The organism is Rhodococcus sp. JS3073, assembly GCF_026810085.1.
Classification (GTDB): Bacteria; Actinomycetota; Actinomycetes; order Mycobacteriales; family Mycobacteriaceae; genus Rhodococcus_F; species Rhodococcus_F wratislaviensis.
Genome location: NZ_CP113951.1, coordinates 3,275,972 through 3,294,378, shown reverse-complemented (window position 1 = coordinate 3,294,378; position 18,407 = coordinate 3,275,972). Strand labels below are relative to the sequence as shown.

The window sequence follows — 18,407 nt, the reverse complement described above, 5'->3', positions numbered from 1 at the left end:
GGTTGTCGGTGAATCATCTCGGTAGTGAGCCAGTGGCACTCGAGACAGGCCGGGTGTTCGATCAGCCGCGTGCCGAAGCTGCGGTGCGCGAACTGCTGATCGCGATCGGTGAAAATCCGGACCGTCCCGGACTGCGGGATACGCCCGCCCGCGTGGCGCGGTCGTACCGCGAGGTCTTCGCGGGCCTCTACACCGACCCGGACACCGTGCTGAACACGACGTTCGACGAGGGGCACCAGGAGCTGGTGCTCGTTCGCGACATTCCGCTGTACTCCACGTGTGAGCACCACCTCGTGTCGTTCCACGGGGTCGCCCACGTCGGGTACATCCCCGGTAAGACGGGCAAGGTGACCGGGTTGTCGAAGCTGGCGCGCGTGGTCGACCTGTACGCCAAGCGTCCGCAGGTCCAGGAGCGTCTGACCAGCCAGATCGCCGACGCGGTCATGCGGAAGCTCGACCCGCGCGGTGCGATCGTGGTCATCGAGGCCGAGCACCTGTGTATGGCGATGCGGGGCATCCGCAAGCCTGGCGCGAGTACCACCACCTCCGCGGTGCGTGGCCTGCTCCAGTCCAGCGCGGCCTCACGTTCCGAGGCTCTGGACCTTATTCTGCGGAAGTGACCGTGATCGAGTTGCCCTCGCCAGGCCGAACCGTGGTGATGGGCGTCCTGAACGTCACCACCGATTCCTTCTCCGACGGCGGACGTTTCCTGGACCGTGACGCGGCGCTCGCGCGCGGTCTGGAACTGAAGCGTCTCGGCGTCGACATCGTCGACGTCGGCGGCGAGTCCACCCGGCCGGGCGCGGCGCGGGTCGATCCCGACGTCGAAGCCGGTCGCGTCGCACCCGTGATCGCGGACCTGGTGAGCGAGGGCATCTGTGTCAGCGTCGACACGATGCGGGCGTCCGTCGCGCAGGCCGCGATCGATGCGGGTGCGTCGATCATCAACGACGTCGCCGGTGGCCGCGCGGATGCGGCGATGGCCTCGGTCGTCGCGGACGCCGGAGTTCCGTGGATCCTGATGCACTGGCGTTCGGCCGCCGACTATGTGCACCGCGGCACCGCCGACCACTACGACGACGTGGTCCGTGAGGTCCGGGACGAACTGATGGTCCAGGTCGACCTGGCCGTGAAGGCAGGGGTGGATCCGGGTTCGCTGGTGCTGGATCCGGGTCTCGGTTTCGCGAAGAACGCCGACCACAACTGGGCGCTGCTGAAGGCGCTGCCCGAGTTCAACGAGCTGGGATTCCCCGTCCTGATCGGCGCGTCCCGCAAGCGGTTCCTGGGTTCGCTGCTGGCGGATTCGGACGGGGAGCCGCGCCCGCCCGCCGGACGGGAGATCGCGACCGCCGTCGTCTCGGCGCTCGCCGCGACCCACGGAGCGTGGGGAGTGCGTGTGCACGATGCGCAGGGTTCCCTCGACGCGATTGCGGTCGCCGAGGCCTGGGCAAAGGGTGCAGCCGGACGTGAGTGATCGAATCGAGTTGCGCGGGTTGAAGGTTCGTGGCAATCACGGCGTCTTCGAGCACGAGAAGCGGGACGGTCAGGACTTCTACGTCGACATCACCGTGTGGATGGACCTCGCCCCGGCCGCCGCATCGGACGACCTCGACGACACCCTGGACTACGGCGGACTGGCCGAGCGCGCGGCCGCGATCGTGGCGGGACCCTCACGGGACCTCATCGAGACCGTCGCCGCGGAGATCGCGGACGGGGTGATGACCGATCCTCGCGTCCGGAGCACCGAGGTGGTGTTGCACAAGCCGTCCGCGCCGATCCCGCTGACGTTCGCGGACGTCGCGGTGGTCGCGCACAGGTCGCGGCCATGAGTCGCGCGGTGTTGTCGATCGGATCGAACGTCGGCGACAGCCTTGCCCATCTGCAGTCCGTTCTGGACGGTCTCGGTGACGCGGTCGTCGCGGTCTCGCCGGTGTATTCGACGGCGCCGTGGGGCGGTGTCGAGCAGCAGGACTTCCTCAACGCGGTCCTCGTCGTCGACGATCCCGCACTCGACGGCTACGGCTGGCTGCGGCGCGGGCAGGAACTCGAGGCCGCCGCCGACCGGGTGCGGATCGAACGGTGGGGTCCGCGCACGCTCGACGTCGACGTCGTCACGTGCGACGACATCCGCAGCGACGACCCGGAATTGACGTTGCCGCACCCGAGAGCGCACGAGCGTGCCTTCGTGCTGATTCCGTGGCTGGACGTCGAACCCGAGGCGGTGTTGCCGGTCGACGGGACGACGACCCGGGTGGACGCGCTGCTGCCGCTGCTGGACGACGAGGAACGGGCCGGTGTGCACCGGACGCGGCTCGTTCTGGACCGGCGGTCGCGATGAAGCCGGAACCGACGGGCACGTTGAAACCCACGCGCATCTGGGATCTGCTGTTCCTGGCCGCGCTCGCCGTCGCCGCCACCTGGATTCTGGTCCGCGTGTTCTACGGATCGTTTCCGCCGATTCCCGTGTACGCCGGGGCGTCGCTGTATCCGGTGGCGCTGATCGAGGTCGTGCTCGCGTTCATGGTGCGGTCCCGGATCAGCAACCATCAGCTGGGCGACGGACCGCGTCAGCTGCACCCGATCACCGCCGCCCGGGTGGCGGCGCTGGCCAAGGCATCCGCGCTCGTCGGTGCCGCGACGGCCGGGGTATGGGGCGGGTTCCTGCTGTACCTGCTTCCGCAGCGTTCGGTGCTCCGGGCCGCGGTCTCGGACACTCCCGGCGCGTGGGTGGGTCTCGTCGCCGCGCTTGCCCTCGTCGGCGCGGCACTGTGGCTGGAACATTGCTGCCGCACCCCCGACGACCCGTCGGACGAGCCGGCGCATTAGGGCACCAAGGATCGCCGCAGGTCCGAACGAATGCGCGGTGCACCCTTCGCGGCCAAGTACCCTGGCACCATGACGAATCCTGGTCGCCTCAAGTCTGCGCGCCGCAACAGGCGCAGCGCGAGCCAGATGATCGTTGCAGGGTTACTCGCACTCGCGGTGATCGCGTCCCTCTTCCTGATCTTCAGCGACAGTGTCCAACTCCTGCGGGTGGGCCTGGTGGCCGCGCTGTGGGCTGCCACGGTCGGCGCCATCGCCATGACGAAGTACCGGCGCGAGTCGGCGCTCGACAAGGCGAAGGTCAACGACCTGCAGACCGTCTACGAGTTGCAGCTCGAGCGGGAGATCTCGGCACGGCGCGAATACGAGCTCACCGTCGAGAAGCGGGTGCGCAGCGAGGTGCGCGCCGACGCCGAGGAACTCGCCGCGCTGCGGGCCGAACTCTCGTCGCTCCGCAAGAATCTCGAGGCCCTGTTCGACGGCGCGATGCCGACCGAGCGGATCGCGCTGCGGGCGGATTCGACTCGGGTGCAGGAACTCGCAGGCGGCTCGTACAGCAGCTACCAGCCTGCGGCGTCGGGCCTGTACATCCCGGGTGCGGGGCATGCCGCCGGTGCCGGGCATCAGAGTGGTTCCGCCCAGTCGTCTCACCATTTCGCGAATCCGGACGACGATCCGGTCACCGCGGAGACGTCCATCGTGGAACCCGCCTACGCCGGACATACCGAACCCGAGATCGAGGTCGAACCGGAACCGGAACCGGAACCCGAGCCGGTTGCCGAGACCCGGCCGGCGCCCGAGCCGGAGCCGGTCGCGGAGGTCGAGCCCGAACCTGTCGCGGAACCCGAGCCCGACTCCGACTCCGAGGAAGAGGCAGAGCCCGAAGCGCGGCGGGGCCGCCGGCGGGCGCCCGAGGACGACGAACCGTCGGGTGCGCACTCGAACGGGCTGTCCGTCGCCGAGATCATGGCCAACATGCAGTCGGCGTCCGGGACCGCCCAGAGCGCCGGAGGCAGGCGTCGCCGGGCCGAATAAGGCCGGACGCGCCCGAGGATCAACCCGCATCGTGTGAGGCATATATCACTCCGCCGGCGCATGGCGGGGTGAGTTCGAGCCGGGCTATCCTCACTCGAGAACGTCTGGTACCCGCCGAGCGGGACTGGAACGAACGAGAGGACGAAGGTGACCTCTTTCGGGATCACTAATGGCCCTGCGCCTGCGAGGTTGACGGTAGGAATCGTCTCCGCCGGCCGGGTCGGTACAGCAATCGGTGCCGCGTTGGAGCGGGCAGGTCACGTCGTCGTCGCCTGCTCGGCGGTCTCCGACGCGTCACGTCACCGGGCACGCACCCGGCTTCCCGAGACCGAGATTCTGCCGGTGGCAGAGGTCGCGGCCCGCTCCGAACTGCTCATTCTCGCCGTCCCCGACGCCGAACTGCCGTCATTGATCGCGGGGCTGGCCTCCACCCGTGCGGTGCCGAGCCGCGCGATCGTGGCCCACACGTCCGGCGCGAACGGCATCGGGATCCTCGACCCCCTCACCGAGCAGGGAGTCGTTCCGCTCGCGATTCACCCCGCGATGACGTTCACCGGGCACGACGAGGACACCGTCCGTCTCGCGTCCGCCTGTTTCGGCATCACCGCGGCCGACGACATCGGTTACGCGATCGCACAGTCGCTGGTCCTCGAGATCGGTGGCGAGCCTGTCCGGGTCCGTGAGGACATGCGGCCGCTCTACCACGCCGCACTCGCTCACGGCAGCAACCACCTGGTCACGCTCGTCGTCGACGCCGTTGCCGCGCTGCGCGTCGCCCTCGAGGGCCAGGAACTGCTCGGCCAGGAGCTGATCGGCGACGATCCGAACGGCCTGGCCGAACGCGTTCTCCAGCCGCTGCTGTCCGCGGCCCTCGACAACGCTCTGCGCCGCGGGCCGTCGGCACTGACCGGGCCGGTCGCGCGGGGGGACTCGGAAGCGGTGGCGACGCATCTGCGGGTACTCGAAGAGGTCGATCCTCGGATCGCGGCCGGCTACCGCGCCCTCTCTCTGCGATCGGCGCAACGCGCCGGCGCGACACCTGAACTGCTGGAAATCCTGGAAGACCGGAGGTGAGTTCCGTGAGCGATCTGCAGGGCGGATACAAGCGCGGCGAACTGACCGTGCACCACGACCCGAACGTGCTGACCCGGGTCTCGAAGGCGCTTCGCGGCGTCGGCCGCCAGGTCGCACTCGTGCCGACGATGGGAGCTCTCCACACGGGTCACCTCGAGCTGGTGCGGCAGGCCAAGCTCACCGGCGCGGTCGTGATCGTCTCGATCTTCGTCAACCCGTTGCAGTTCGGGGCCGGCGAAGACCTAGACGCCTACCCGCGCACCCTCGACGCCGATCTCGAACTGCTGCGCGAGGCCGGGGTCGAGCTGGCGTTCGTGCCCACCGCAGCCACCATGTACCCGGCAGGACCGCGGACGACGATCCATCCCGGACCGCTCGGCGCCGAGCTGGAGGGCGCGTCCCGGCCGACGCACTTCGCGGGGATGCTCACCGTCGTCGCCAAGCTGCTGCAGATCGCAGCGCCGAACGTCGCGTATTTCGGCGAGAAGGACTACCAGCAGCTGACGTTGATCCGGCAGATGGTGACCGACCTGAACTTCGACGTCCGGATCTTCGGCGTGCCCACGGTGCGCGAGCACGACGGACTGGCACTGTCCTCGCGCAACCGCTACCTCGACGAGGCGCAGCGCAACGCGGCGACGGCACTGTCCGCGGCCCTGATCGCCGGCGCCCACGCCGCCGCCGGTGGTGCCGAGGCGATCCTCGCCACCGCCCGCGACGTGCTGGCGTCCGTCCCGGAGATCGAGGTCGACTACCTCGAAGTACGGGGCGTCGATCTCGGCCCCGCCCCCGAACGAGGCGACGGCCGACTGCTCGTCGCAGCCAGGCTCGGGACCACCCGGTTGATCGACAACGTCGGTGTCGCCGTCGGCACCGGATTCCTCGAACGCGATGCCGAACCACCGTCCGGCGCGTCGGACGCAGACGAACTTCTTTCCCGCTAGAAGAGTAAGGACCGGAACATGTTTCGCACCATGATGAAGTCGAAGATCCATCGCGCCACCGTCACACATGCCGACCTGCACTACGTGGGCTCGGTGACGGTCGACCAGGATCTGATGGACGCCGCCGACCTCCTCGAGGGTGAGCAGGTGTGCATCGTCGACATCGACAACGGCGCGCGGCTCGAAACCTATGTAATCGCCGGTGAGCGGGGAAGCGGCGTCATCGGGATCAACGGTGCGGCAGCGCATCTGGTCAAGCCCGGCGACCTCGTCATCCTCATCGCCTACGGCGTCATGAACGAGCAGGAGGTGCGCGACTACGAGCCGCGCGTCGTGTTCGTCGACGCCGCCAACTCGCCGATCGAGCTCGGCGCCGACCCGGCGCACGCCCCGGAGGGCTCCGGTCTCATCACCCCGCGCATGCTGTCGACGCTCGACGCCGAGCGCGAATCCAGTTTGGTGTAACCCATGCTCCTCACCGTCGACGTCCGGAACACGAACATCGTTCTCGGACTGTTCACCGGTACCGGTGAACACTCGAAGTTGGTGCAGGACTGGCGGATGCGCACCGACGCGCGCATGACGGCCGACGAGTTGGCCCTCATCTTCCGGGGGCTCCTCGGCGCGCACACCGATCAGATCACCGGTGTGTCCGCGCTGTCGACGGTGCCGTCGGTGCTGCGGGAGATCCGCGTGATGCTGACGCGGTACTGGGGGCACGTCCCGCACGTGCTGGTGGAACCCGGGGTGCGAACCGGTGTTCCGCTGCTCGTCGACAACCCCAAGGAGGTGGGCGCCGACCGGATCGTGAACAGTCTTGCGGCGCATCACCTCTACGACGCACCGTGCATCGTGGTCGACTTCGGGACGTCGACGTGCGTCGACGTGGTGTCCGCCAAGGGCGAGTTCCTCGGCGGCGCCATCGCGCCGGGCCTCGAGATCTCCTCGGACGCACTCGCCTCGCAGTCGGCGGCGCTGCGCAAGGTCGAACTGGTTCGGCCCCGCTCCGTCGTCGGCAAGAACACCGTCGAATGCATGCAGTCGGGTGCGGTGTTCGGTTTCGCCGGACTTGTCGACGGGCTGGTCCGTCGCGTGCGCAAGGAACTGCCCGCCTTCTCCGGTTCCGACGTGGTGGTGATCGCGACCGGTGACCGCGCGCCGCTGATCATGCCCGAGACGGAGACCGTCGACGAGCACGAACCGGATCTCACGCTGGAAGGGCTGCGCCTGGTCTACGAGCGGAATCAGGCTCGCCGGGGTGCGCGTCGCAGCCCGCTCGAGTGACGGGTTCCCTCTTCGCGGAAGTTATGTCAGAATGGTCCCCGTGAATCTCTGCACGAGTGCTCAGGAGTGTTGTCGAGGCTGAACGCTGCCTTGACCAATTCACACTTCTGGGAGTCTCTCTCGTGCTCGCAACGTATTCTTCTGCATCTGTACCCACCCGTCTTCGCCCGGCCGACCTGCTGCGCATCACCGATCAGGGTGCTTCCGAGGTCCTCGACGGCCGCCACGACGTCCTGCTCCCGCAGAGCTGGCCCACCGACGAGCGCTGGTCGACCCGGCTCTACTCGGACGACGACGTCGACGTCTGGCTGATCAGCTGGGTTCCCGACCGGAACACCGAATTGCACGACCACGCAGGATCTTTCGGCGCGCTCACCGTTCTCAGCGGCGCGCTGTCCGAGTTCCGTTGGGCGGGTGACCGACTGCGCCACCGCACTCTCGACGCCGGCGATCAGGCGTCGTTCCCGCTCGGCTGGGTCCATGACGTGGTGCGGGCGCCGGACGCACCCGGGGCGGAGGTGGTGACGCCGACGCTGAGCGTGCACGCCTACTCGCCGCCGCTGTCGGCCATGTCCTATTACGAGGTCACCGACCACGGCACGCTGCGCCGTACCCGGACCGAGCTCACCGATCTCCCCGAGGGTGGTTCGAAGTGAACATCGACCAGATGCTCGAAGAGGCCCGCAACCAGATCGACCGCATGTACGCATTCGAGCTGCCCGAGGCCGTGGCGCGCGGCGCGATCGTGGTGGACATCCGCCCGCAGGCGCAGCGAGCGGTCGAGGGAACGCTGCCCGGTGCGCTCGCCATCGAACGCAACGTCCTCGAGTGGCGGTGCGATCCCACCAGCTCGGCGCACCTGGCGCTTGCGGTGGACCACGACGTCGAGTGGATCATCGTCTGCTCCGAGGGCTACACGTCCAGTCTCGCCGCGGCGGCGCTGCAGCAGCTGGGTCTGCACAAGGCGACCGATCTCGTGGGCGGGTACAAGGCGATCAAGGCGGCGGGGTTGCTGGGCTCGCTCATCGCCACGCAGCACTGCGTGCGGGAGCTGGCCACCGTCTCGGCACACTGACGGCGAGCCGTCGAGTTGGTACCGACCTCTGAATAGGGGCACGCCCGGCTGTCGATTAGGCTGGTGACCCGTGAGTGAAGTAGCAGCCCAGCCAGTCGACGACACCCCCGAGCAGCTTCGGATCCGCCAGGAGAAGCGTGAGCGCATCCTCGCGGAGGGACGCGAGGCGTACCCGGTGTCGGTGGCGCGCACCCACTCGCTGGCGGAGATCCGGGCCAAGTACCCGGAACTCGAGCCCGACACGGCGACCGGCGACCAGGTCGGTGTCGCCGGCCGGGTGATCTTCGTGCGTAACACGGGCAAGTTGTGCTTCGCGACGCTGCAGGAAGGCGACGGCACCCAGCTGCAGGCGATGATCAGTCTCGCCGCCGTCGGCGAGGACGCTCTCGCGTCGTGGAAGGCCGATGTCGACCTCGGTGACTTCGTCTTCGTGCACGGTGAGGTGATCAGCTCCCGTCGCGGTGAGCTGAGCGTGATGGCCGATTCGTGGCAGATCGCGTCCAAGTCGCTCCGGCCGCTGCCGGTTGCGCACAAGGAGATGAACGAGGAGTCCCGGGTCCGGCAGCGCTACGCCGACCTGATCGTGCGCTCCGAGGCGCGGGAGAATGCGCGTAAGCGGGTGGCTGTCGTCCGTGAGCTCCGGAACGCGCTCGAGCGTCGCGGGTTCCTCGAGGTCGAGACGCCGATGCTGCAGACGGTGGCGGGCGGCGCGGCGGCCCGTCCCTTCATCACGCATTCCAATGCCCTCGATATCGATCTCTATCTCCGTATCGCGCCCGAACTGTTCCTGAAGCGGTGCGTCGTCGGCGGTATCGAGAAGGTCTTCGAGATCAACCGGAATTTCCGCAACGAGGGTGTCGACTCGACGCACTCGCCGGAATTCGCGATGCTCGAGACGTACGAGGCGTACGGCACGTACGACGATTCGGCCGTCATGATCCGCGAACTCGTCCAGGAAGTGGCACAGGCCGCTTTCGGTTCGCAGGTCGTCACTCTCGCCGACGGCACCGAATACGACCTCAGTGGTGAATGGAAGACCCTCGAGATGTATCCGTCGCTGTCGCAGGCGATCGGTGTCGAGGTCACTCCGGATACCACCGTCGAGGAATTGCTGGCGCTCGCCGAGAAGGTGGGCCTGGAGGTCCCCAAGGACAAGGGTTACGGGCACGGAAAGCTCGTCGAGGAACTGTGGGAGCACCAGTGCGGCGACCAGTTGTTCGAGCCGACGTTCGTCCGTGATTTCCCGGTCGAGACGTCGCCGCTGACTCGTGACCACCGCAGCAAGGCCGGGGTGACCGAGAAGTGGGACCTCTACATCCGCGGGTTCGAGTTGGCCACGGGCTATTCGGAATTGGTCGATCCGGTCATCCAGCGTGAGCGGTTCGTCGATCAGGCGCGTCTCGCGTCGGCCGGGGACGACGAGGCGATGGCCCTCGACGAAGAATTCCTCGCCGCAATGGAGCAGGGAATGCCGCCGACCACCGGTACCGGAATGGGAATCGACCGTCTGCTCATGGCTTTGACGGGTTTGGGAATCCGCGAAACAATCCTCTTTCCCATTGTTCGGCCTTCTTCTCGCTGATTCACCAGGGTGAATTCACGCGGATGAATTCGATCCATTCCTCGTATTCCGAATCGGAAGAACAGGGGTATGGTTACCTCCGGGTCGTAGCTCACGTTGACGATGAGACGTCGCTTCATTCGAGAGGAATTTCATCCCATGGCTAAGAAGGTCACTGTCACCCTGATCGACGATGTCGATCAAGAGGCGTCTGCCGACGAGACGGTCGAGTTCGGACTCGACGGTGTTCAGTACGAGATCGACCTTTCCTCGGAGAATGCGGCGAAATTGCGCGAGCAGCTCGACGTGTGGGTTTCCCACGCGCGCAAGGTGAGCTCGCGCAAGCGCGGCAAGGCCGTGGCGGCCCCGGCCGCCACCAAGTCCCGAGTTTCGGTCGATCGGGAACAGAGCGCCGCTATCCGTGAATGGGCGCGCAAGAACAACAAAAAGGTTTCTGCGCGCGGGCGTATCTCCGCGGAAATTATCGACGCCTACAACAAGGCGAACTGAAAGTTAGCTGGGAACAGAATTCGCTGATTCGCTCCGCGAGGTGACCTGGACTGTTACCGTCCCGCACTGATCCGTTAATCGGGAAGTCTGGGGGGTAGCCGTGCGCCGCTGCGTGGCCGTTTCAGGGATTCTGTTCCTGGCGTTCGTGATGTGGGCCGGGGTGGCGTCCGCAGCGCCGACCTATCCGGTGCCGGATTCGTTCCTCGCCGGCGTACTTCTCGAATTGGGAAATCCGGGCGGTTCGGCCCCGGGTTCGAACGACTGGTCCTGCCGGCCGAGTGACACGCATCCCGAACCGGTGGTCCTCGTCCACGGCACGGGAGGCGCACGCCAGACCAACTGGGCGGTGTACGCACCGCTCCTCGCCAACGAGGGCTACTGCGTGTATTCCCTCACCTACGGCAACTTCCCCGACCTGCCGTGGCCGCTCGATGCGATCGGCGGGATGACTCCCATCGACACCGGCACCGCTCAGATCGCCGCATTCGTCGATCAGGTGCTGTCGAGCACGGGCGCCTCGAAAGTCGACCTGGTCGGACATTCCCAGGGCACCCTGCAGGCGAACAACTACGTGAAGTTCTTCGGTGGTGCAGACAAGGTCGCAAAGGTCGTGTCACTGGCACCGCCGTGGCACGGCACGTACGGCAACGACCAGATCAGCGTCGGGCGGTACATGCGGTCGCTCGGCATCGACGACGAGGTGGCGGCGGGTTTCCCCGTCTGCCGGGCCTGTCCCGAGATGCTCCAGGGGTCCGCGTTCATCGACCGCATGCGGGCAGACGGGGTCTACGTCCCCGGCATCGAGTACACCAACATCGCGACCCGCTACGACGAACTGGTCGTCCCGTACACGAGCGGCATCGAGCCGGGCCCGGACACCACCAACATCGTCGTCCAGGACGGTTGCGAGCAGGACTACTCCGACCACGTCGCCGTCGCCGGTTCGGCACGGGCCGCCGGATTCGTGCTGAACGCCCTGGATCCGGCACACCCGCGCGACGTGCCCTGCAGTTTCGTCGCCCCCGTCGCGGGGTAGCTCTCACCAACTCCTCTCGCGCCGGGTGGCGCCGGTTACCGGGGAAGGCCTGCGCAACCCGCTGGGTATCGCCGCGAGGCCGGCGGAAACGTATGGGTGGCGAACTCACAGCTCATCGACATACCCTGTCCGGACACGCAGGTCTCGCTTCCTTCGGGGAGCGGGCCTCGAACTTCGCGGGCAAAGCGGTCGTCGCATTTCTGCGACACCACGGTCACGACGTGCCCGCCGGGTCCCGTCCAGGAACGTCTGGATGGCGAACAACTGGAAAGAAGTGCCCATTCGACCATCCCGGCGGCTACGAAATGGTGGTCCACATCGGCATCGCGGGACCTGTTCGCTCCAGGCGTACAGCGAAGGGGAAACGATTGCGGGAGCTGGGGCGTTAAATACGGGTAAGCAGGCCTGCTCTTCTACCTAAAGGGGTGGAGGGGCAGCAGGTCGATCGGCAGCCAACTAGAGTAATAGCTGGGGTCGTGGAACCTTCGTCGGTTCGGGGCTTCTGCCCTCGGAGCAGGCGCTGGCGATCTGCTTGTAGTGCCGGAGCGAAACGCGGCGAACAGGGACGAGACACCCGGTCTCGTGACTGCACGTCGGAAAGTGTGAGGGAGAGCGATGTTCGAGAGGTTCACCGATCGCGCACGGCGCGTTGTTGTCCTGGCTCAAGAAGAAGCCAGGATGCTCAACCACAACTACATCGGTACGGAGCACATCCTGCTCGGCCTCATTCACGAGGGCGAAGGTGTCGCTGCCAAGTCGCTGGAGTCGTTGGGCATCTCCCTCGAAGGAGTGCGCAGCCAGGTCGAGGAGATCATCGGCCAGGGCCAGCAGGCCCCGTCCGGCCACATCCCCTTCACCCCGCGTGCCAAAAAAGTCCTGGAGCTCAGCCTGCGCGAGGCACTGCAGCTCGGACACAACTACATCGGTACGGAGCACATCCTGCTCGGCCTCATCCGCGAGGGTGAAGGCGTCGCAGCGCAGGTTCTGGTCAAGCTCGGTGCCGACCTCAACCGGGTGCGTCAGCAGGTCATCCAGCTGCTCTCCGGCTACCAGGGCAAGGAGCCGGCCGAGGCCGGCGGCACTCGCGGCGAGGCGGGCACCCCGTCCACGTCGCTGGTGCTCGACCAGTTCGGTCGCAACCTCACCCAGGCAGCCCTCGAAGGCAAGCTCGACCCCGTCATCGGCCGCTCGAAGGAAATCGAGCGCGTCATGCAGGTGCTGTCGCGCCGTACCAAGAACAACCCGGTGCTGATCGGCGAGCCCGGTGTCGGTAAGACCGCCGTCGTCGAGGGTCTCGCTCAGGCCATCGTCAACGGCGAGGTCCCCGAGACGCTCAAGGACAAGCAGCTGTACACGCTCGACCTCGGGTCGCTCGTGGCAGGCAGCCGCTACCGCGGTGACTTCGAAGAGCGCCTGAAGAAGGTCCTCAAGGAGATCAACACCCGCGGCGACATCATCCTGTTCATCGACGAGCTGCACACCCTCGTGGGTGCAGGCGCGGCCGAGGGCGCCATCGACGCGGCCTCGATCCTCAAGCCGAAGCTCGCCCGCGGTGAGCTGCAGACCATCGGTGCCACCACCCTCGACGAGTACCGCAAGTACATCGAGAAGGACGCCGCACTGGAGCGTCGCTTCCAGCCGGTGCAGGTCGGCGAGCCGACGGTGGAACACACCATCGAGATCCTCAAGGGTCTTCGCGACCGTTACGAGGCGCACCACCGCGTGTCCATCACGGACGGTGCACTCGTCGCCGCGGCCACCCTGGCCGATCGCTACATCAACGACCGCTTCCTGCCGGACAAGGCCATCGACCTCATCGACGAGGCCGGAGCCCGGATGCGCATCCGCCGGATGACCGCACCGCCGGACCTCCGCGAGTTCGACGACAAGATCGCCGACGCCCGCCGCGAGAAGGAGTCCGCGATCGACGCGCAGGACTTCGAGAAGGCCGCGAACCTGCGCGACAAGGAGAAGACTCTCGTCGCTCAGCGTGCGGAGCGGGAGAAGCAGTGGCGTTCCGGTGACCTGGACGTCATCGCCGAGGTCGACGACGAGCAGATCGCCGAGGTCTTGGGTAACTGGACCGGCATCCCCGTGTTCAAGCTCACCGAGGAGGAGACCACGCGTCTGCTCCGCATGGAGGAGGAGCTGCACAAGCGGATCATCGGTCAGGAAGACGCGGTCAAGGCTGTCGCCAAGGCCATCCGCCGTACCCGTGCCGGCCTGAAGGACCCGAAGCGTCCGTCCGGTTCGTTCATCTTCGCCGGCCCGTCCGGTGTCGGTAAGACCGAGCTGGCCAAGTCGCTCGCCAACTTCCTGTTCGGTGAGGACGACGCTCTCATCCAGATCGACATGGGTGAGTTCCACGACCGCTTCACCGCGTCGCGGCTGTTCGGTGCCCCTCCCGGCTACGTCGGCTACGAAGAGGGCGGCCAGCTCACCGAGAAGGTGCGCCGCAAGCCGTTCAGTGTGGTGCTGTTCGACGAGATCGAGAAGGCACACCAGGAGATCTACAACACGCTCCTGCAGGTGCTCGAAGACGGCCGTCTCACCGACGGTCAGGGCCGCACCGTGGACTTCAAGAACACGGTGCTCATCTTCACCTCGAACCTCGGTACCTCGGACATCTCCAAGGCAGTGGGTCTCGGCTTCACGTCCGGCAAGGGCGACGAGTCGAACTACGAGCGGATGAAGCTCAAGGTGCACGACGAGCTGAAGAAGCACTTCCGTCCCGAGTTCCTCAACCGCATCGACGACATCGTCGTGTTCCACCAGCTCACCACCGAGCAGATCGTTCAGATGGTGGACCTGATGGTGGCACGTGTCGAGGTGGCCTTGAAGAACAAGGACATGACGATGGAGGTCAGCGACAAGGCCAAGTCGCTGCTGGCCAAGCGTGGCTTCGATCCGGTCCTGGGTGCGCGGCCGCTGCGTCGCACGATCCAGCGCGAGATCGAGGACCAGCTGTCGGAGAAGATCCTCTTCGGCGAGGTCGGTCCCGGTCAGATCGTGTACGTCGACGTCGAGAACTGGGACGGCGAAGGCGCGGGCGAGGACGCGAAGTTCACGTTCCGCGGCGAGGCGAAGCCGGTCACCGTCCCCGACGAGGTTCCGGTCGACCTGGCCAAGTCCGGCGCAGCCGACTCGGAGTAGTCAGGCAGTAGTCGAACGACAACGGGCCGCCGGTGGTAATCCACCGGCGGCCCGTTCGTGTGCGCGGGGTCAGATGCTCTTGCGTCCCGACCAGTTGGCGAGGCGCTCGGTGGGACCGGCGGTGGGGTGGGGATCGACCACGTCCGCGAACGGCACGTGGCCGCCGCGCGTCTCGGCCGGGATCGCGTGCCGGGCGACGGCGAGCACGGCCTCGGCGAGTTCCGGGCGGGTCTCGGAGGGTTGGCCGGTGGCGACGGCCAGGTCCCAGCCGTGCACGAGGGTCTCGTTGATGTACCCCCAGATCGCGGCGCGGCCGGGAACAGTGCCCCACGGCGCGGTCACTGTTGCGTCGAGTCGGCTGTCGTCGGTCCAGACGGGCGACATGCGGTCCGCGGCGGACCGGTAGGCGTCCGCGTAGCCGTCGCCGGGGATGTCGGTGACGACGAGCGGAACGGTGCCGGGGTCGCCGCCCTCGCCGATGACGCGTGCCCTCTCCACGGTGGCGACGAGGTGGCCGAGCAGGGTGCGGACGTCGAAGTCGGTGCAGGGAGTGGACGCCGTCAGCTGGTCTTCGCGGACCTTCTCGATGAGGCCGGTGGTCCAGGTGAGGGCTTCGCGGTACAGGGGTCGGGGATCTGTTGTGTTGGTCATGAGGCAACTATCGCCGCGAAACATGACATCTTCTGTCATGTATTTCTGCCAGACTTTTCCCATGCGTGCCGACCGCCTGCTCTCACTCGTCCTTCTGCTCCGTAATCGTGGACGCATGTCGGCGTCGGCGCTGGCCCGCGAACTCGAGGTGTCGCCGCGCACCGTGCTGCGGGACATCGACGCATTGTCGACTGCGGGGATACCGGTGTATGCCGAACGCGGTCGTGACGGCGGCTTCGAGTTGCTGCCGGGATTCACCACCGACCTCACCGGTCTGACCGTCGACGAGGCCAAGGCCCTGCTGGCGGCAGGCTCGGCGATGACGTCGGAATCGCTGGGCATGGCGCCGGCATTCGCGTCGGCGATGCGCAAAGTGGTGGCGGCGATGCCGGACGCGCACCGGGCGGCGGCGACGAAGGTGGCGGAGCGGGTGTTCGTCACCCAGGGAACGTGGCTGACCGACCCGGAACCGGTGGACGATCATCTCGGGCTGATCCAGCAGGCGGTGTTCGTGGGCCGGCGGCTGAGCATCCTGTACCCGTCGCGGGGCAACGACGCGGTGTGGCGCGTCATCGACCCGCAGGGGCTCATCCATGCGGCGGGACGGTGGTATCTGGTGGCGACGGACGCCGGCCGCGACCGGACGTACCGGCTCGAGCGCATCGAGGACGTCCGCGAACTCGACGAGCCGGCGCAGCGATCTGCCGACATCGACCTCGCCGCGATCTGGGAGCGTCGCCGTTCGGCGTTCCGGGCGCGCGGGACGCCGGTGGTCGCCGACGTTCTCGTGGGCCGTGAGCGCCGCGACGACCTGGTGGAGCGTGCCTATGCCGTCCGCTCCGAGCAGTCGGTCGACGACGACCGGGTGCGGCTGGAAGTGGTGTTCGGTGACGACTCCCACGCACGCGGGGTTCTGTGGGCGTTCGGCGAGGACGCGGAAGTGCTCGCACCGGACGCTCTGCGGGCCGCCCTGCGTTCCCGGGCGCTGCGCATGTCCGCCCGGTACGAGTAGGTTCGACACGTAAACCGAAGAACCACGAGAGGATGTGGCATGCCGACACGTACCGCACGGACCGCTTGGAACGGATCGCTCGAACAGGGAAGCGGCCAGGTGGAACTCACCAGTTCCGGTGTCGCGACCTTCGACGTCTCGTTCCCGAAGCGGGCGGCCGAAGAGGCCGGTGGAACCACCAGCCCGGAGGAGCTGATCGCCGCGGCGCATTCCTCCTGCTATGCGATGCAGCTGTCCGCACTCATCGCGGAGGCAGGCGGGACCCCGCAGAGCCTCGAAGTGAAGGCGGATGTCTCACTCGGACCGGACAACCCGGGTTTCAAGCTCACCGGAATCAAGCTGACGGTCCGCGGTGAGGTGGACGGTCTCGACGCCGACGGGTTCGCCAAGGCAGCTCAGGCAGCCAAGGAGTCCTGCCCGGTGAGCAAGGCGCTCACCGGAGTCGAGATCACGCTGGACGCGGCACTCGAGTCCTGAGTCCAGCCGGCTACTGACGGTTGAACCGTGCGCGCACTTCCTCCATCTTCGCCTGGAGTTCGTCCGGGCTGATGACGCCCTTGTCCATCAACGCGTGAGCGGTGGCGACGACGGACCGGGAGCGGACGGGGAAGTCGCGGTAGATGGTTTCGCCCAGCTGGTCCTCGGTGTGGCGCCTGTCGAGATTGTCCCAGGCGCCACGCCAGGACAGGCATTCCGCGGTGGCCTGCATGCTCGATTCCCACGGGTCGGGCTTGCGGTCGAGGTCCGATAGCGTCACGTCGTTGCGGGTCGTCTCCGGTGTCAACGTGTTCAGGATGACGTCGTATGCCTTGTCCGTCATCATCGTGCGGTTCCTCCGTTGTCCGAGGGTGGTGTGGTCGCGGTCCAATCGACCTGCGGGACGGCGACACCGATCATGGTGTCGCGGGTGACGATCGACGCAAGTTGTTCCTCACTCCACCCCTCGGTGCCCTCGGGGCGCATCGGCATCACCATGAACCGTGATTTTTGATTCGAATCATGCACGCGCACTTCGACATCCGGCGGGAAGTGCAGACCGAACTCCGCGATCACCTCGCGTGGCCAGCGCACCAACCGGCGGCGATAGTTGGGGGTGCGGTACCAGTCCGGAGACATACCGAGAACGGGCCGCGGATAGCACGAACACAACGTGCAGACGATGACGTTGTGGACGTTCGGGGTGTTCTCCAGCACGTAGAAGTACGTGTAGTCGCTGGGCGTGCCCGACCCGGTCGGGTCGCGCCAGTCGATCCCCACTTCCTTGCAGGTTTCGGTGCCGTCCGCCAGCAGTCGCTTCTTGAACTCCGGGTCGACCCACGCTTTCGCGACCAACTTCGAACCACCCGAAGGCCCCACCGACTCGGCCCATTCGGAGAAACGGCGGTGATCCTCGCGGGAGAACAGTCCGTGTTCGATGGACAGTTCCCGAATGGCGGTCTCCAGGATCTCGAACTCGCTGACCTCTTCGGAGGCCTGGATCGGGGCGTGATCGCCGTGCGAATGCGTCATGTGTCCGCCTCTCCTGCCGGCTCGAGCCAGCGCTCGGAGCACTCGGTTTCCAACGTGTCGATCTCGAATCCGGTGTAGCGGGGCCAGAGGTCGGTCTGCCGGAAGCGGACGACGTAGAACGGCTCGGTCCGGCCGTCGTCCACGCGTCCCCACGCCTCGTCCTCGGGGATCACCCACTCCGGGCGGTGTTCGACGACGACGCCGGTGCGCCCGCGGATGAATGCCTGGGTGCGGGTGTGGAACATCGACGTCGCGTCCTTGACGGTGACCCGGTCGCCGATCTCGAACTTCGTCATGACTGGCCTCCGGTCGCTTTCCCGCCGGCAGACCTGGCCCGGACCTCGTCGATCTTGGCGGAGAGTTCGTCGGGCGTGATCAGGCCCTTGTTGATGAGCGTCTTGGCGGCCACCGTGATCCACCGCGCGTAGTACGGCAAACCGAAATAGAGCGTTGCGCCCAGGTCGTTCTCGGCGCGACGGCGCTCTTCGGAGTTCCACACACCGCGCCACCCGAGGCATTCGCACGTGACGTATGTGCTCATCTCCCAGTCCTCTTCGACCTTCTCCTCGTACTTGACGGGAAGGGCGGTCTGGCCGCCGACGTCGTGGAGAACGTGTCGCAACGCGTCGAACGCGGAATTGGACAGGTAATACGGCGAATCCATCTCTGCGTGATGGACCGGGCCGTACTCCGCGACCCTGTTCGCCTGTGCTTCGAAATCTGCTGGAGAGTTCATCGCG

The 18,407-nt window shown here is 66.8% G+C and carries 23 protein-coding genes; 18 read left to right on the top strand and 5 right to left on the bottom strand.

Going from position 1 to position 18,407, the window contains the following annotated elements:
* Positions 1–2: 2 nt before the first annotated feature.
* The 16 genes from folE to OYT95_RS14775 all read left to right on the top strand — a co-directional run bounded on the left by folE (position 3) and on the right by OYT95_RS14775 (position 14,495).
* Positions 3–620 (top strand): GTP cyclohydrolase I FolE, encoded by a 618-nt coding sequence (folE, locus tag OYT95_RS14850; RefSeq protein ID WP_025431746.1) that lies wholly within the window; start codon positions 3–5, stop codon positions 618–620.
* Positions 617–1,474: a dihydropteroate synthase gene (gene folP, locus OYT95_RS14845; protein ID WP_268791824.1), complete on the top strand. Its 858-nt coding sequence runs from the start codon at positions 617–619 to the stop codon at positions 1,472–1,474. Before folE ends, folP begins: the two co-directional genes overlap by 4 nt.
* Positions 1,467–1,829: a dihydroneopterin aldolase gene (gene folB, locus OYT95_RS14840; RefSeq protein WP_037242509.1), complete on the top strand. Its 363-nt coding sequence runs from the start codon at positions 1,467–1,469 to the stop codon at positions 1,827–1,829. The genes folP and folB overlap by 8 nt, the downstream gene beginning before the upstream one ends.
* Positions 1,826–2,338 (top strand): 2-amino-4-hydroxy-6-hydroxymethyldihydropteridine diphosphokinase, encoded by a 513-nt coding sequence (folK, locus tag OYT95_RS14835; protein WP_112302022.1) that lies wholly within the window; start codon positions 1,826–1,828, stop codon positions 2,336–2,338. Before folB ends, folK begins: the two co-directional genes overlap by 4 nt.
* Complete coding sequence (locus OYT95_RS14830; RefSeq protein WP_268791823.1) at positions 2,335–2,826, top strand: DUF3180 domain-containing protein; 492 nt, start codon at positions 2,335–2,337, stop codon at positions 2,824–2,826. Before folK ends, OYT95_RS14830 begins: the two co-directional genes overlap by 4 nt.
* 69 nt (positions 2,827–2,895) lie before the next feature.
* Complete coding sequence (locus OYT95_RS14825) at positions 2,896–3,858, top strand: DUF6779 domain-containing protein (protein WP_268791822.1); 963 nt, start codon at positions 2,896–2,898, stop codon at positions 3,856–3,858.
* 147 nt (positions 3,859–4,005) lie between these two features.
* Complete coding sequence (locus OYT95_RS14820) at positions 4,006–4,932, top strand: Rossmann-like and DUF2520 domain-containing protein (RefSeq protein ID WP_037242324.1); 927 nt, start codon at positions 4,006–4,008, stop codon at positions 4,930–4,932.
* A gap of 5 nt (positions 4,933–4,937) precedes the next feature.
* Entirely contained in the window at positions 4,938–5,876 is a 939-nt protein-coding gene (panC, locus tag OYT95_RS14815; RefSeq protein ID WP_112302110.1) for a pantoate--beta-alanine ligase, read from the top strand.
* A gap of 18 nt (positions 5,877–5,894) precedes the next feature.
* Entirely contained in the window at positions 5,895–6,341 is a 447-nt protein-coding gene (gene panD / locus OYT95_RS14810; RefSeq protein WP_005262154.1) for an aspartate 1-decarboxylase, read from the top strand.
* 3 nt (positions 6,342–6,344) lie between these two features.
* Complete coding sequence (locus tag OYT95_RS14805; RefSeq protein ID WP_005244962.1) at positions 6,345–7,160, top strand: type III pantothenate kinase; 816 nt, start codon at positions 6,345–6,347, stop codon at positions 7,158–7,160.
* A 122-nt stretch (positions 7,161–7,282) separates the two neighbouring features.
* Positions 7,283–7,816 (top strand): cysteine dioxygenase, encoded by a 534-nt coding sequence (locus OYT95_RS14800; protein ID WP_037242322.1) that lies wholly within the window; start codon positions 7,283–7,285, stop codon positions 7,814–7,816.
* Entirely contained in the window at positions 7,813–8,235 is a 423-nt protein-coding gene (locus OYT95_RS14795; protein WP_112302020.1) for a rhodanese-like domain-containing protein, read from the top strand. Before OYT95_RS14800 ends, OYT95_RS14795 begins: the two co-directional genes overlap by 4 nt.
* 70 nt (positions 8,236–8,305) lie before the next feature.
* Positions 8,306–9,817 (top strand): lysine--tRNA ligase, encoded by a 1,512-nt coding sequence (gene lysS, locus OYT95_RS14790; protein WP_037242317.1) that lies wholly within the window; start codon positions 8,306–8,308, stop codon positions 9,815–9,817.
* A gap of 138 nt (positions 9,818–9,955) precedes the next feature.
* A complete protein-coding gene (locus OYT95_RS14785; protein ID WP_005244957.1) occupies positions 9,956–10,306 on the top strand; it encodes a histone-like nucleoid-structuring protein Lsr2 in 351 nt (116 codons plus the stop codon).
* Positions 10,307–10,406: 100 nt separating this feature from the next.
* The gene (locus OYT95_RS14780; RefSeq protein ID WP_268791821.1) at positions 10,407–11,342 is read left to right on the top strand and encodes an esterase/lipase family protein; all 936 of its coding nucleotides are present in this window, start codon (positions 10,407–10,409) and stop codon (positions 11,340–11,342) included.
* A 615-nt stretch (positions 11,343–11,957) separates the two neighbouring features.
* A complete protein-coding gene (locus OYT95_RS14775) occupies positions 11,958–14,495 on the top strand; it encodes an ATP-dependent Clp protease ATP-binding subunit (protein ID WP_037242312.1) in 2,538 nt (845 codons plus the stop codon).
* Positions 14,496–14,564: 69 nt separating this feature from the next.
* Here the strand turns inward: OYT95_RS14775 and OYT95_RS14770 are convergent, their stop codons facing one another.
* Positions 14,565–15,146, bottom strand: a complete 582-nt coding sequence (locus OYT95_RS14770) for a TIGR03086 family metal-binding protein (protein WP_268791820.1) — start codon at positions 15,144–15,146, stop codon at positions 14,565–14,567.
* A gap of 61 nt (positions 15,147–15,207) precedes the next feature.
* Here OYT95_RS14770 and OYT95_RS14765 point away from each other — a divergent pair, with 61 nt between their 5' ends.
* Both OYT95_RS14765 and OYT95_RS14760 read left to right on the top strand, forming a co-directional pair.
* Positions 15,208–16,158, top strand: coding sequence for a helix-turn-helix transcriptional regulator (locus OYT95_RS14765; RefSeq protein ID WP_037242307.1), 951 nt, complete (start codon positions 15,208–15,210; stop codon positions 16,156–16,158).
* A 39-nt stretch (positions 16,159–16,197) separates the two neighbouring features.
* On the top strand, positions 16,198–16,635 hold the full coding sequence (locus OYT95_RS14760) for an OsmC family protein (protein WP_005244949.1): 438 nt from the start codon (positions 16,198–16,200) through the stop codon (positions 16,633–16,635).
* Positions 16,636–16,645: 10 nt separating this feature from the next.
* On the opposite strand, the gene OYT95_RS14755 is transcribed toward OYT95_RS14760, so the two are convergent.
* Genes OYT95_RS14755 through OYT95_RS44435 form a run of 4 tightly spaced genes read right to left on the bottom strand, consistent with a single transcriptional unit; the run spans position 16,646 to position 18,403 of the window.
* Positions 16,646–16,981, bottom strand: coding sequence for an SH3-like domain-containing protein (locus OYT95_RS14755; protein WP_268791819.1), 336 nt, complete (start codon positions 16,979–16,981; stop codon positions 16,646–16,648).
* On the bottom strand, positions 16,978–17,667 hold the full coding sequence (scnC, locus tag OYT95_RS14750) for a thiocyanate hydrolase subunit gamma (RefSeq protein WP_037242302.1): 690 nt from the start codon (positions 17,665–17,667) through the stop codon (positions 16,978–16,980). The genes OYT95_RS14755 and scnC overlap by 4 nt, the downstream gene beginning before the upstream one ends.
* On the bottom strand, positions 17,664–17,963 hold the full coding sequence (locus tag OYT95_RS44440) for an SH3-like domain-containing protein (RefSeq protein WP_025431751.1): 300 nt from the start codon (positions 17,961–17,963) through the stop codon (positions 17,664–17,666). The genes scnC and OYT95_RS44440 overlap by 4 nt, the downstream gene beginning before the upstream one ends.
* Positions 17,960–18,403 carry an SH3-like domain-containing protein gene (locus OYT95_RS44435; RefSeq protein WP_037242299.1) on the bottom strand — a complete coding sequence of 148 codons (444 nt, stop codon included), beginning with the start codon at positions 18,401–18,403 and terminating at the stop codon, positions 17,960–17,962. The genes OYT95_RS44440 and OYT95_RS44435 overlap by 4 nt, the downstream gene beginning before the upstream one ends.
* Positions 18,404–18,407: the final 4 nt, after the last annotated feature.